Origin of the sequence: Enterococcus sp. DIV1206, from assembly GCF_051712485.1 — a bacterium.
Lineage (GTDB): Bacteria > Bacillota > Bacilli > Lactobacillales > Enterococcaceae > Enterococcus > Enterococcus faecalis.
The window spans coordinates 1,052,858-1,067,639 of record NZ_JBIOOZ010000001.1; the positions used below are offsets into that span (position 1 = coordinate 1,052,858).

Sequence of the window (14,782 nt, forward strand, 5' to 3'; positions counted from 1 at the left end):
GGGAGGAAAACTCCTAAAAAATAATAAATAGCGGAGGTAGTACAAATGAAATTTTGGAAAAAAGGCTTAACAGCGGCAGCGTTGTTAGCGGTGGCGGCAGTAACTTTAACAGCATGTGGTGGTTCAAGTGAAAAGAAAGCAACTGAAAAGAGTGAAGATGGCAAAACAAAATTAACAGTAACTACTTGGAATTATGACACGACCCCAGAATTTGAGAAATTATTCAGAGCTTTTGAAGCGGAAAATCCTGATATCACTATTGAACCGGTGGACATTGCTTCAGATGATTATGACACAAAAGTAACAACGATGCTTTCATCAGGAGATACGACGGATATTTTAACCATGAAAAACTTACTTTCATATTCTAATTACGCGCTACGCAATCAATTGGTGGATTTAACCGATCACGTTAAAGATTTAGATATCGCACCTGCCAAAGCAAGTTACGAGATGTATGAAATCGATGGTAAAACCTATGCTCAGCCTTACCGTACAGATTTCTGGGTATTGTATTACAATAAAAAAATGTTTGATGAAGCCGGAATTGCCTATCCCGATAACTTAACTTGGGATGAATATGAAGCGTTAGCGAAAAAATTATCTAAACCAGAAGAACAAGTATATGGTGCCTATCAACATACTTGGCGCTCAACTGTTCAAGCGATTGCTGCTGCTCAAAACAATGCCAATTTGATTGAACCAAAATACAATTATATGGAAACTTACTATGATCGCGCATTGAGAATGCAAAAAGATCAATCACAAATGGATTTTGGAACAGCAAAATCAACAAAAGTAACGTATCAATCACAATTTGAAAATTCAAAAGCGGCGATGATGTACATGGGTAGCTGGTACATGGGGACTTTATTAACCAACATTGATGATGGCAAAACAAATGTCGAATGGGGGATTGCCGAAATACCACAACAAGAAAAAGGCAAAGCAACTACCTTTGGCTCACCGACAAGTTTTGCAATTAATAAAAACAGTAAAAAACAAAAAGCTGCTCAAAAATTCTTAGACTTTGCTTCAGGTAAAGAAGGTGCAAAACTTTTAGCAGAAGTAGGGGTGGTTCCTTCTTATAAAACAGATGAAATTGATAAAATCTACTTTGCAAGAAAAGGAATGCCTTCAGATGAAGTCTCACAAAAAGCCTTTAACCCAGATACAATTAATTTAGAATTCCCATCTGATAAAAACGGTGCCGCAATTGATAAAGTATTACAAGAAGAACATGATTTAATTATGGTCGGCGACGAAAAACCAAAAGATGGTATTGCTAACATGGAAAAACGTGTCAAAGCAGAGATAGACTAATTATTATTTCCAGCAAAAACACAAAAGATTGATGAAAAAAATAAGCTGAAATGAGTAACCTACAATGAATTTCAGCTTATTTTTTTAAATAAAGAATGTAGCTTGAGTTTGGAAGGAGGGCCTGTTAAGTTCACTTAACAGAATACAATTATGGAAATTACTTCAAAAACAAAAACAGCAAATAAATTGAGACGAAAAAATACGTGGACTGCGTTATCTTTTATCGCACCAAACTTTATTGGCTTTTTCCTCTTCACTTTAATCCCGGTTATCTGTTCACTGATTTTAGCTTTTATGAGTTGGGATTCTTTTTCAACTCCTGAATTTGTCGGAATGAAAAATTTCACCAAAATGATTCATGATGATACGTTTTGGATTTCGTTAAAACAAACGTTTATCTATACGATTGGTGTTGTTCCGTTAACATTGATTTGCTCATTAGGACTAGCGATTTTGTTGAATCGTAAAATTAGAGGGATGAAATTTTTTAGAACGGCTTTTTTCTTTCCTTATGTAACGTCATTAGTTGCGATTGCGGTCGTTTGGAATATGCTATTTCATCCAACAATGGGACCAATTAATCAATTTTTGAAATTATTTATTGAAAATCCTCCTGGCTGGACATCTAGTTCTACTTGGGCTTTACCAGCAATTATCATCGTTAGTGTGTGGCGCTTTATGGGGTATTATATGATTTTGTATTTAGCTGGTTTACAAAGTGTGCCAAGAGAATTATATGAAGCAGCGTCAATGGATGGGGCGGGTAAATGGAATCAATTTTTAAATGTTACCTTACCTTCACTACGACCAACGACCTTTTTCGTGACTATCATGCTTGTAATTAACTGTTTCAAAGTGTTTGACTTAGTTCAAGTTATGACTGGTGGTGGACCAGGACGTGCAACGAATGTGTTAGTTTACGAAATTTACAATGAAGCCTTTGTCAAATTTAATTTTGGTTATGCATCAGCCATTGCGATGGTCTTATTCATCATCGTTCTAGCGATTACTGTGGCTCAATTTAAATGGAATCAACATCAAGAGAAAGTTTAGGAGGAGAAAAGATGGAAGCAACTTTTTCAAAAAAAGAAAATACTCGAAAAGCAAAAACGAAAAAAGCAGAAAAAGTCACACCTGGTGGGATCCTTGTAATCATTCTCTTAACTTTACTTGCGTTAATTACTTTGGTGCCTTTCATTTGGATGGTTTCAGCATCATTTAAAACAAACAATGAAGTTTTCACCATTCCAATTCAATGGATTCCTAAAAGTTGGCATCCAGAAAACTATTCCGTTATTTGGGAACGCATTCCATTGTTAACTTTCTTTAAAAATACGTTATTTTTAAGTATTGTGATTACGATTATTCAACTATTTACTTCAAGCTTTGCAGCATATGGCTTTTCAAAAATGAATTTTAGAGGAAGAGATACACTTTTTATTACGTACATCGCAACAATTGCTATTCCTTGGCAATCGTATATGATTCCACAATTTATTATGATGCGTCAATTAGGTTTGACTGACACGTTATGGTCACTTGTTTTATTACAAGCATTTAATGCATTTGGGGTCTTTTTACTGAAACAATATTACAGCAGTATTCCAGATTCACTATGTGAAAGCGCGCGGATTGATGGGTTAAGTGAGTGGGGAATTTATTGGAAAATTATTTTACCATTAACCAAACCAGCTTTAGCCAGTCTCACGATTATTACTTTTGTGAATACATGGAATGACTATATGGGACCTTTCATTTATTTATCTTCTACTGAGAATAAAACGATTCAGTTAGGTTTGAAAATGTTCGTCGGTTTATTTGATGCTGAATATGCCTTAATCATGGCCGCATCAGTGGTTTCTATTTTACCAGTAGGGATTGTCTTTTTAGCAATGCAAAAATACTTTGTTGAAGGTATTGCTACATCTGGAATGAAGAATTAGGAGGAAGTTTGAATGTTTACTAAGCAAACCTTTGATAATAATATCTATATGAAAATTTTTCGCTGGCTTTACATTTTATTTATCGGTAATCTAGGGCTTCTCTTAGTGAACATTCCTTTTTTCATAGCGGTGATTAGCTTAGACATTGATCCACGAAACCTCCCACTTTTTGTAGTAACGTTGCTGCCGATGGGGGCAGGGATGATTGCACTTTTAGGTTTAATCGATACTTTTAAAGAAGAAAAGGAGCTGGATCCATTTAAAACTTTTTTTCAAAAGTTTCGTCAGTTTGGGTTAAGAGGCTTTCTTATCAGCTTGCTAGGCTTAGGAAGTAGCATCATCAGTGTGACAGATATATTCTTTTTTGCCAAAACAACGATTGGTAAATGGTTTATTCCATTGATGGTCCTTCTGCTAATTTTTGGGTTAGCTATTATGCTGAATGCTTGGTATTTTCAAGTACGAAACCCGCAAGCTTCTTTTAAAGATGTGTTTCGGATTTCTGTTTACTATGGGCTGCGGAAATGGTATGTCAGCTGTCTAAATGTTTTTTTACTATTCTCAATGTTTGCAATGATGTTTTTGAAGCCACAGTTTGGGTTTGTTGTAACCCCTGTCCTTTTCCTAGGGATTATTTATTTAAATACTGGGAAATTGCATGAAAAGCAAAAAAAGAATAAATAATTTTTACATAATAAGTAATCTCGATTTTCAGGAAAATGAATGAAGGTGGGGTTGCTTATTTTGTTCTTGACTTGTTTATTAAAGTGGAGGGAGCGAACGAATGAAGAAAAAAATAATTATTTTAAGTAGCTTTTTGATAGGTGCTATTTTTGTGCTTGTTATTTTTACCACCAGCCAGCAAAGTATGATTAATAACGAAGCAATCCAAGTCGAAGAATTGATTGTTTATGGCGATAAAAATATGAATCGTGTAGCGAAGCAATTCTCTGATCAGAATAATTTAACTTCGTTTGGGAAAAATTTCTGGCGCAAAACGTATAACGGAAAATCACCCACTCAGGAACTACTGAAGGTTGCAACGAAGGATTTAGTACAACATAAAATGATTAAACAACTGGCGACGGAGTTAGAAATAGCCCACTCACAAACATTTGGGCAAGAAAAAAAAGAATGGCAAGACCAAAAGAGCAGTTTAACGCTCTGGCAATTTCTAGATGCAAAAGATCAACAATTACAGGACCAAATAAAAGAGAAATTAATGGAGAAAGAAAAGCCAACGCAAAAAGAATTGCGGCAGGCCTTTGAGCAATTGGAGGATAAATATAAAAAGACCGATTACTTTGTTGAAGCAATTGAAATTCCAACTTTTTCAGGTAAGCAAGCAGAATTAGAAAAAATAGCCGAAGCAATCTCTCCGAATCTATCTTATGAGGAGACGTTATTGGAGTGGCAAAATAAATTACCTAATCTTGTTATTGAATCGTATCAATTGAAGAGTGCAGAAATCCAAAAAGAGGATATTTATTCGTTGTCTGTTGGGGAGATTCTTAGTGAAAAAGCTGTTGGTACCGTGGTGAAAGGATACCACGAAAACCAATACTTTTATATTTTTAATAAGGAAGGAGGGCAACTTTTACAGTTTGAAGAAGCACCACAATTTGGCAAAAATGCCTATATCAACACACGCTACAAAGAGAAATTAGCTACGTATCAACAAGCAACCAAAGTAGACTTGTTGGAGAAAGACAGAGAAAAGTTTTTTCAAAATTATCAAAATAAAAACAGTTAAGGAGCAGAAAATGAGAAAAAAAGCGTATTTTAAAAGTGTAACCATCTTCCTTTCTATTTTGCTTGTTTTTTCCCAGCTTCAATTATTTAGTCTTCCTGCTTATGGGGAAACAGTGAGTGATCAACCGTTACTTTTTCGTTCAGTAGGTGTCGCTCAAAGTGGGACGACCTACTATGTGGATGGGGAAGGAGGAAATAATGCCAATGATGGGCAGTCTCCAGCCAGTGCTTGGCGTGATTTTGAAAAAGTGAATCAGACGGAGTTTCAGCCAGGCGACCATCTTCTGCTGAATGCGCAAAGTACCTGGAATAACCAATTGTTGCATCCAAAAGGGAATGGGACAGCGGCACAAAAGATTGTCATTGATTTTTATGATACGAATGACAAAGGAGAAACCATTTTTGAAACAACACGGCGTCCGATTATTAACGGTGGTGGCACCTACAGCACAGGGACTTTCAAACGTGCAATCTCAGGGGCCGTGCAGTTAGTGAACCAAGAATATTGGGATATTTCTAACTTAGAAGTGACAAATACACCAGAGCTAGATAATCTCGAAGGCTATAAGAAACCAGGAGATGCTCAAAGAGCGGGGATATTAGTACTAGGATATGAACAAAATCGAACGTTCAATAGTGTCACGATAAGGAATAACTATGTTCATGATGTTCAAACAGAATATTATTTGAATCTAAGTGGGAATACTGCAACCAAACGATTAAAAGCGGTAGGTGGAATTATTGTTTTAGGAAGTTGGTTTGATGAGAATGGCAATGTAGTAACGGCAGCTAATGATCATCGAACAACGACTGGATTTAATGATATTTTGATTGAAAATAATGTGATTCAACGAGTGGGACTTGAAGGAATTCGAACAAAAGCTGATTCAGATACCTCAAGAGGCAACACTTTCTACAAAACGTTTTCTAATATTACGATTCGTAATAACTATTTAGAAGATATTGCTGGCGACGGGATTGTCTTGTCAGAAGCCAAAAGTGGCGGTGTCGTCGAAGGAAATGTTGCTGTCCGAATGTGCAATGCCGATTATGGTACACAAAATTACGCGGGCGTTTGGGCAATGTCTGTAGATGACGGACTGTTCCAATATAACGAAGTATACGGAATCAAATATGGATTTAACGATGCTGAAGCTTATGATGTGGACATGCAGTCAAACAATGTTATTTATCAATATAACTATTCACATCATAATACTGGCGGCTTTTTATTGCTTATGTCTGATCAAAAAAATTCGGTTATTCGTTACAATATCTCAGCTAATGACGGCGGTGGTAACCGAGGAACAGGTAAAGACAATCCAGGCGGAGCTGGTGGCTACAATTATAAAGAACAAAGCATTTTCCATTATTGGGTAAAAAATGATGGAGCGGCAATGCCAACTATCCACAATAATACGATTTATGTTGGCGACGGCATTTCAACATCATTATTTGGTGAAGGAAATAGTTCTGACAACAGTGGTACAGTAGCCAATTTTTACAATAATATTTTATACAAAGAAGGTACCGGACAATTAAAATTCTTATCTAATTATCCAACAAATGGGACACAACCAATTGAACGTAAAATGGTCGATAATCCAGAAAAATATTTCAAAAATAATGTTATTTGGCCAAAAGAAATTGCTACAGAAAAAAGTGGTGCAACTGTTGAAAAATTAGTATCAAGTGGAAACATTTTTGAAAAACCACAATTAGAAATCACAGATAACCCTGAAAAAGTGAAAGAGTTGGCAGAGCAAGAATTTACGACATTGAAACCAACAAAAGATAATGTGGTTGAATTTACTTCCAAAGAACGCTTACGTCAGCGAGCACAAATGTTCCAATTAAAAGAAACCTCTCCAGCGATTGGTAAAGGCTTGTCGGAAGTGAACAGTGCGGCCGAAGACTTCTTTGGAAATAGCTTGAAAAATAAAGTTTTAGATATTGGTGCACAACAAGCATCCACAATTGAAAAAAGTATTCGTTATCAAAATCAAGTGTTAGAAATTAGTTCGGCAACAGGTGTGTATCCTAATTTGCCAGAGCAAGTTGAATTAACGTACGAAGAAGTCGTTAATGAAGAAGTGGTTGCGACAGGCAAAAAAGAATTTAAGTTACAATGGGAAGCAATCCCTCAAGAAAAAATTAATACAGCAGGCACAGTTGAAGTTGCAGCAACAGTTATCGGCTTACCGATAGATGCTGTCAAAGTAACAGCCAAGGTCTCTTTTGAGGGTGAACTTGGTGAAGGAAAAGACACCGTTAAACTAAAAACAGCTCAAACTGCCTATGTTCAAAAGAGTGATGGTAACCGAGCATACTCTGCTATAGCAGGCGGTACCGCTGCCATTAGTTCAGGAGACGCCTATAAATATCCTTATGGAGTAAACTATACGGGCAATTACGCATTAAAATTAAAAAATGCTAGTTCTGCGGGGTATAATCGCCGGATTTACGTTGAAATTGATACACAAGAATTGAAGAACTATCAATCACTAAAAAGTGCCAATTTAGAATTAAATGTGATGCGTTATGATGCGTGGAATGGTGCTGGAAATACAAATGATGAACGTTTGAAAAATACGCAGTTCCAAGTAGATGTTTATGGAACAGATACTAATTGGATGAGTAACACCATTACTTGGAACAATGGTCCAAATAATTTAAATGTACCAAATGAAGAATTTATTGCTCGACAATCTTTTACAAATAGTTCAATTATGAATAATCAAAATACAATCTCTATCGATATTAGTAACTATCTACGGAAGCTAATTCAAAGTGGTGAGAAAATTCCAGCCAAGTTAAGTTTCTTATTAGCGATTACAGACAGTCGTTTGCCTGGTTATGATTCTGATAATGCTGGGTTTGATGCTTTTTCAAAAGAAGGCGCACAAAAGGCCTATCAAGACTTTTTAGCAGGCAAATTGACCTTGCCAACTGGTCAACAGCTAACAGAGGATAGTTTAGCTCCTAAAATTGTTTTATCGAATGTTTTCGAAGTCAAACATGAGTCGATTGAGGTTGCTACAGAAGCGGGTCAAGCCCCTAATCTACCAGAAAAAACAACTATTTTTTATTCGGATGGTTCACAACGAGAAGTGACTGTCAATTGGTCAGAAGTTCCAGCATCTTCTTATCAAAAAGAAGGAACATTCACTGTTGTAGGACGAGCAGCAGGTGTCTCAATGCCAATTATTGCCAATGTAAAAGTCACCGCTAAACATATTGTTGGATTCAAGGAATTGCCTACGCTGGATCGACTAACAGGCACCTCGCGAGGCGAACTGAATTTGCCAACTGAAGTAATTGCAAAATTAGATGATGGTAGCGAAACGAAATTGAAGGTTATTTCTTGGGATGACGATGTTAGTAATTATTCGCCAAGTAGCCCGCCAGGTACTTACCAGTTCCCTGCTGCAGTAGAAGAAAAAATAGGAATTGCGAATCCTGATGAACGAAAAATCTTCCAAGTCGTGCAAACTCATGCGATTCCTGAAAGAGTTCAATTTGCTACAGAAACAGCCACTATAAAATCAGGCGAAAATTATCAAATTCAATCTAAAGTGATTGGTCAAGCGCCGCACACAGAAACGGATGCTTGGAGCTCGCAAGTAACGTATGAGTTGGTTACACCAGATGCTGGCAATACAGTAAGTGTAGATGAGAACGGTCTGATTAGGACAGAAGCAACGACTGCTGCAGGAAATTATCAAATCAAAGTAACAAGCAAAGTTTTACCGGTAGTGACTGCACAATTTTCAATTAAAGTCACAAAATAAATAAACTGTTTGAAGAGACTGGAACAAGAATTGCTGTAGCTTGCAATCTTTCTAGTCTCTTCGATTATCTAGAATCAATAAATATTCTATTGCCTACTATTCATTCTTTTTAAAACAAGGTAAAATAATAAATGAAAGTAAACGATAAAGGTGTGTAGACAATGAATACTATCTTAACAGGTGATCGTCCAACTGGTAAATTGCACCTAGGACATTACGTAGGTTCCTTAAAAAAACGAGTAGAAATGCAAGCAGACCCTACAAATCAATTATTTGTCATGATTGCAGATTTACAAGCATTGACAGATAATGCAAAAAATCCCGAAAAAGTTTCAGCCAATGTTTTAGAAGTTGCTTTGGACTATTTAGCAGTTGGTTTAGACCCTACGAAAACAACAATTTTTATCCAATCGCAAATTCCACAGTTAGCTGAATTAACAATGTACTATCTAAATTTAGTGACCACGTCACGTGTACGTCGGAATCCAACGGTCAAAGCAGAAATTGAGCAAAAAAAATTTGGGGAAGGTGTTCCGACAGGATTCTTTATTTATCCCGTTTCACAAGCTGCTGATATTACTGCCTTTCAAGCGAACTTAGTCCCAGTTGGGGAAGACCAAAAACCAATGTTGGAACAAGCGCAAGAAATTGTGCATAGTTTTAATCAGACGTATGGTGAAGTTTTAGTTAGACCGGAAGCTGTGTTACCACCAAAAGGCATGGGACGCTTGCCAGGAATTGATGGAAACGGAAAAATGAGTAAGTCTTTAGGCAATGGTATTTATCTTTCAGATCCAGCTGAAGTGGTACAGAAAAAAGTAATGAGTATGTATACCGATCCAAATCATATTCGTATAGAGGACCCAGGACAAGTTGAAGGAAATATGGTCTTTACTTACTTGGATGTCTTTGGGAAAGAGAAAGAATATATTGAAGAATTAAAAGAGCACTATCGTCATGGCGGTTTAGGAGATGTGAAAATTAAACGTTACTTAATTGATGTCCTAGAAGAAGAACTCGCACCGATTCGTCGACGTCGTGAAGAGCTGGCTAAAAATCCAGAAGCGATTATGGAAATGTTGCATAAAGGAAGTCTTGCTGCTGAAAAAGTGGCAGCACAAACCTTAACAGAAGTCAAAAAAGCGATGGGAATTCAATATTTCTAAGCAATAAAAGAACTGGAACAAGTCAAAAGAAGAATGACTTGTTCCAGTTCTTTTTAAGTGGTTTGAAATTGACTATTATATAAGCTGGCGTAAAGAGTCGGAGCTTGTAATAGTTCCTGATGCGTTCCTTTTTCAATAATATCGCCATTTTTCATCACTAAAATTAAATCAGCATTTTCAATCGTAGATAATCGATGAGCGATAACGAAGCTTGTTCGATTTTCTGTGACAGTTTCCATCGCTTTTTGAATATGGGCTTCTGTTCGTGTGTCCACACTCGAAGTTGCTTCATCGAGAATAACAACGGGCGGATTTGCTAAAATGATTCGGGCGATGGTTAATAACTGTTGTTGCCCTTGTGATAATGCACCATTTTCGCTAGAAATAATTGTGTCATATCCTTGAGGAAGGGTCCGAATAAAATGATCACATTGAGCAATTTTAGCTGCTTCAATTATTTCTTCACGAGAAGCATCTTTTTTTCCATAGGCAATATTATCTGCTACGGTTCCTTCAAATAGCCAAGTGTTTTGTAAAACCATGCCAAATAAATTTCTTAGATTTTGTCGAGAAAGTTTCGTAATATCAATCCCATCAAAAGTAATGGCGCCTTGATTTATTTCATAGAAACGCATTAATAAGTTAACTAATGTTGTTTTACCAGCGCCGGTGGGTCCCACAATGGCCACTGTTTTTTTCGGTTGAACAGAAAAATCAACATTCTTCATTAAAATTTTTTCTGGTGTGTAGCCAAATTGAACATTTTTAAATTCAATGGCTCCTTTAGGAGAAGAAATAGTTTCTAAATGAGTTGCTTCTGGCTGTTCATCAGCTTCATCTAAGATAACAAAAATCCGATCAATGGAAGCCATCGCTGCTTGAATTGAGTTAATGACATAAGAAGCGGTAGAAATCGGCTCAGAAATTTGGTTGATATATTGCAAATACGCTTGCAAGAAACCAATCGTAATACCACCAGATAAAACGAGCATTGCGCCGAAGGTAGCACTGATAATAAAAGCCAACTGATTAATAAAACGAATAGCTGGATAAATCGCAAAATTTAGAAACTGTGCTTTTTTAAAGGCACGATAATGTTGTTGATTAACAGCAGCAATTGTTTTTTCAGCATTTTGCTGTTGATTAAAGGTTTTTGTGACCAAATTTCCTGCTAAATATTCTTCCATTTTATTATTTAATTGACCTAATTCAGCTTGACTTTGATCAGCAAACACCTTGTTTTTATTCGCAATTTTTGTCGTCATGAAAGTACTGCCGCCAATTAGCAGCAACACTAAAATAGTTAATTTTGCATCAATATAGAACAACATAATTCCTGCAAAAAGGATAGTCACGACGGAAGTGAAAAATTGGTTGATGCCTGTTAAAAGAACTTGTGACAATTGGTTTAAGCCAGTTGTTGAACGACTAATGATATCGCCCACTTGGTGATTGTCAAAGAAGGCCATTGGTAAAGTTTTAAACTTTTTTGTCACTTCTTTTCTAATTCTTAAAGTAACCCGTTCGCTTAAAGAAGCCATTGCTCGTTCCTGAATAAAAGAAGTGATACTACTAATGATTGAAAAGAGAATTAAAAGTAAGACGGGACCTAAGAGTGCTTCTTCAACTAAAGGAAGTGTCATGCCTTTGAGCCCGACATGCTTGATAGCTTCTAAGAGGTTATCAATCCCGATTGCCATAATATAGGTCATGGCAACAATTAATAAGTTTCCAATTAAACTGCAGATCATTAGACCATAAAAGATTGGATGCTCAGGTTTAATCATTTTCCAGAAACGTTTAAAGCTTTGAATATTCATTGTTTTTTTCATTGTATGGCTTGAAAAGAAAACTTTCTTTCAAGCAGTCACATCCTTTCTTTAATTATTTGGGTAAGATACCTTGCGATTTAGCAAAGTCTTGGTAATAGCTATTAGTGGTAAGTAAATCAGCGTGGGTGCCTTGACCAACAATCCTTCCTTCATCTAGGACGATAATATTGTCAGCGTTCATGATTGTACTTAACCGTTGAGCAACAATGAGTAAAGTTTTGTCCGACATTTGTGCATGTAAAGCGGCACGTAGAGCGGCGTCAGTTTTGTAATCTAATGCGGAAAAGCTATCATCGAAAATATAAACGTCTGCCGGTTTGATTAAGGCTCGTGCAATACACATTCTTTGTTTTTGACCACCAGAATAGTTGGACCCGCCTTGTGCTACGAAACTTTCAATCCCTTGTGGTAAGGAATCGATAAATTCAGAAGATTGTGAAATTTCTAGTGCCGTTCTTATTTCTTCTGTGGTTGCTTTGGCATTTCCCATTAATAAGTTTGATAAGATTGTCCCACTGAAAAGAAAGGCTTTTTGTGGCACATAACTGATGACTTGGCGAATCGTTTGCTGAGATAATGAGCGGATATCTGTGCCAGAATAGCTAATCGTGCCGGCTGTGACCTCATTTATTCGTAAAAGTAACTTAACTAAAGTACTTTTACCAGCGCCAGTTGCCCCAACAATCGCCGTTGTTTTTCCTTTAGGGATGACAAAACTAACATTTTCTAAAACAGGATCAGCTGTTTCTGTGTATTGAAACGTGACGTGATCGAAGCAAATCAAGGCTTTCTCAGGATGATAAGCAATGGTTGCTTCAGTGTGAGGATCGCTAATTTCAATTTCTTCTGACAAAACTTCTTGCAAGCGATTCAAGGAAGCAACGGACCGTGGAATGACAACTAATACCATAGCCGCGATCATTAAGTAGGCCAAAGTTAGAAGCGTATATTCAATCACAGCTGTAACGGTGCCAATTTGTAGGGTGCCTACCGCCACTAAATTACCGCCAAACCACAAAAGAGAGGCATACACAACGCCCATTAATAAAAAGGCAACGGGAGTAATCCAAGCAAAGATTCGATTCACTTTGCTCATGCGTTCAGCATAATTTTTAAATGTTTGATTGGTTCGCTGCTCTTCAAAATCTTGATTATTGAACGCACGAATCATATTAATTCCAGTAAAGAACTCTCGTAAAGTCGTAGTAATTCGATCCATTTTTGGTTGAATTTTTAAAGATAAAGGGGTACCTTTTTTCATTAAAAAATAAACAACGACTAAGTAAAATACGATGGAAGCCAATGTTACCCAAGCGAGTGAAACTGAATAAGAAAATGTCATCACTAAGGCAAATAAACTAATAATAGGCGCTGGAAAGATTAATTGGCAAAATAGCACAATCATTGTTTGAACATTATCTACATCGTTGGTCATTCTAGTTAGCAAAGAATTTGAACCAAATTTATCAACATTTTTCATCGAGAATTGTTGAAATTTTTTAAAGAACAATCCTCTAACTTGAAAACCAAATTTAGCAGCTACTAAAGCAGACAAATAGCTAGAAATAATTGCGGCAATTGTTCCAATGAATGCCACAAGAAACATTTGTATGCCAATCGTTTTAATTACTTGTTGGTCACCGCTAACGATGCCCACATCAATCAACTTGCCAACTAATTTAGGGACGCCAAGGGTTCCTGCGATTTGCAAACAGATGGTTAAAGTTGTCGCAAGAACAATCCATTTATTTTCTTTAATAAACTCTTTCATTAATTTCATGAAATTTCCTCCTTAAACAATACCGTTTTAGCTGTTACAAAGAGTCATTGTACACGTTCAAGTAACTTGAATGTCAACAGTAGAAATGCTAAACTTTTTGATGGAGGGAACAGTATGGAAAAAAATTACACAATAAAAGATGTTTCTGAGTTGTTAAATATCCCTAAGTCCACGATTCGTTATTGGGACGAGCAAGGGTTGATTAGTACAACACGCAATGAAGAAAACGGATATCGAACCTTTGATTTAGAAGATTTGTTCAAAATATATGATATTGATTTTTATCGAAAAATGGGGATTCCTATCAAAGATATGTTGAATTTATATAAAAAGACACCTACCGATCTCTATGCCACCATGGAAGCAACAGAAGAACAACTGGGGCAAGAAATAAAAAGGCTTCAACATAAATACAAAGAAATCAAGAAAAGAAAATTACATTTACATGCGTTAATTGATTTAGAAACATTGGTTTTTTCAGATGAACCAATTCCTTTTGATAAAATTGTTGTTGTTGATATTGAGGATCCAGAAGAGATGAAAGTTTACATGGAACACATTTCAACTTTAGGTATTTACGGGGATTTAAGTGAATCCAATGAACTGACGTATGGGATTTGTTTGGCAAATCATGTGAATAAAAAAAGTTTAGATAAAGTGATTTGGCTCAAAGAATCAAGTAGCCAATACAAAGGCTTTATTTTAAAAGTCAATACACAAGATACCCGTTTGAATAATATCGAAGAAGTAAAAAAGCGTTTAGCAAAACAAGGATTTGAAACAGGCATCGTTGTCGGAGAGCATATCTTGACACAACTAGAAGAGGAAAACCAATATATTGAATATTATTATGGTTGGATTGAAATTTTAGGGGAAAAGTAAAACAATTAAAAAAAGGAACTAGCAATAGCAAATGTAGCTAAGCTAGTTTCTTTTTTTGGTAAATGTAATGAAAATTACATGAAAAAAGTTTTAGTTTTTAAAACAATTTAGAACGAATGTTATTAAAGGGAAAACAATAAAAAAATTACTCTTAAAGCTAGAACTTACCTATGTTTGTATTTTTTTAGGGAAAGTCAATATATTTGCTTCATATAAAACGTGTTATTTAATTCACGAATTTTTGTTGAAATATCGGGTTTTTTTCTTTGTTTAGCTAATATAATGTGTTACTTTTTGATTATAAGGAGAAACG

General features: G+C 36.0%; 10 protein-coding genes. 8 read left to right on the plus strand and 2 right to left on the minus strand.

The genetic code is table 11. From position 1 onward, the window contains the following. Nucleotides 1-45 precede the first annotated feature (45 nt). From IGK86_RS05180 to trpS, 7 genes are all read left to right on the plus strand, one after another. The gene (locus IGK86_RS05180) at nucleotides 46-1,323 is read left to right on the plus strand and encodes an ABC transporter substrate-binding protein (protein ID WP_002356838.1); all 1,278 of its coding nucleotides are present in this window, start codon (nucleotides 46-48) and stop codon (nucleotides 1,321-1,323) included. Nucleotides 1,324-1,473: 150 nt separating this feature from the next. Beyond that, nucleotides 1,474-2,376, plus strand: a complete 903-nt coding sequence (locus IGK86_RS05185; protein WP_002356840.1) for a carbohydrate ABC transporter permease — start codon at nucleotides 1,474-1,476, stop codon at nucleotides 2,374-2,376. Beyond that, nucleotides 2,349-3,266 (plus strand): carbohydrate ABC transporter permease, encoded by a 918-nt coding sequence (locus IGK86_RS05190; RefSeq protein WP_002383582.1) that lies wholly within the window; start codon nucleotides 2,349-2,351, stop codon nucleotides 3,264-3,266. Before IGK86_RS05185 ends, IGK86_RS05190 begins: the two co-directional genes overlap by 28 nt. Nucleotides 3,267-3,278: 12 nt before the next feature. Beyond that, on the plus strand, nucleotides 3,279-3,950 hold the full coding sequence (locus tag IGK86_RS05195) for a hypothetical protein (protein ID WP_002389246.1): 672 nt from the start codon (nucleotides 3,279-3,281) through the stop codon (nucleotides 3,948-3,950). A gap of 100 nt (nucleotides 3,951-4,050) precedes the next feature. Further along, entirely contained in the window at nucleotides 4,051-5,019 is a 969-nt protein-coding gene (locus IGK86_RS05200; RefSeq protein ID WP_002362140.1) for a hypothetical protein, read from the plus strand. Nucleotides 5,020-5,029: 10 nt separating this feature from the next. Then, on the plus strand, nucleotides 5,030-8,809 hold the full coding sequence (locus tag IGK86_RS05205; protein WP_016617556.1) for an Ig-like domain-containing protein: 3,780 nt from the start codon (nucleotides 5,030-5,032) through the stop codon (nucleotides 8,807-8,809). Between the two features lie 161 nt (nucleotides 8,810-8,970). Beyond that, complete coding sequence (trpS, locus tag IGK86_RS05210) at nucleotides 8,971-9,975, plus strand: tryptophan--tRNA ligase (protein ID WP_002356846.1); 1,005 nt, start codon at nucleotides 8,971-8,973, stop codon at nucleotides 9,973-9,975. Between the two features lie 53 nt (nucleotides 9,976-10,028). On the opposite strand, the gene IGK86_RS05215 is transcribed toward trpS, so the two are convergent. Beyond that, nucleotides 10,029-11,807, minus strand: coding sequence for an ABC transporter ATP-binding protein (locus IGK86_RS05215; RefSeq protein WP_010713242.1), 1,779 nt, complete (start codon nucleotides 11,805-11,807; stop codon nucleotides 10,029-10,031). Nucleotides 11,808-11,859: 52 nt separating this feature from the next. Then, the gene (locus IGK86_RS05220; protein WP_016617557.1) at nucleotides 11,860-13,587 is read right to left on the minus strand and encodes an ABC transporter ATP-binding protein; all 1,728 of its coding nucleotides are present in this window, start codon (nucleotides 13,585-13,587) and stop codon (nucleotides 11,860-11,862) included. A gap of 66 nt (nucleotides 13,588-13,653) precedes the next feature. Between IGK86_RS05220 and IGK86_RS05225 the strand changes: the two genes are divergently transcribed. Beyond that, a complete protein-coding gene (locus IGK86_RS05225; RefSeq protein WP_002383586.1) occupies nucleotides 13,654-14,469 on the plus strand; it encodes a MerR family transcriptional regulator in 816 nt (271 codons plus the stop codon). The last annotated feature ends 313 nt before the right edge of the window (nucleotides 14,470-14,782 follow it).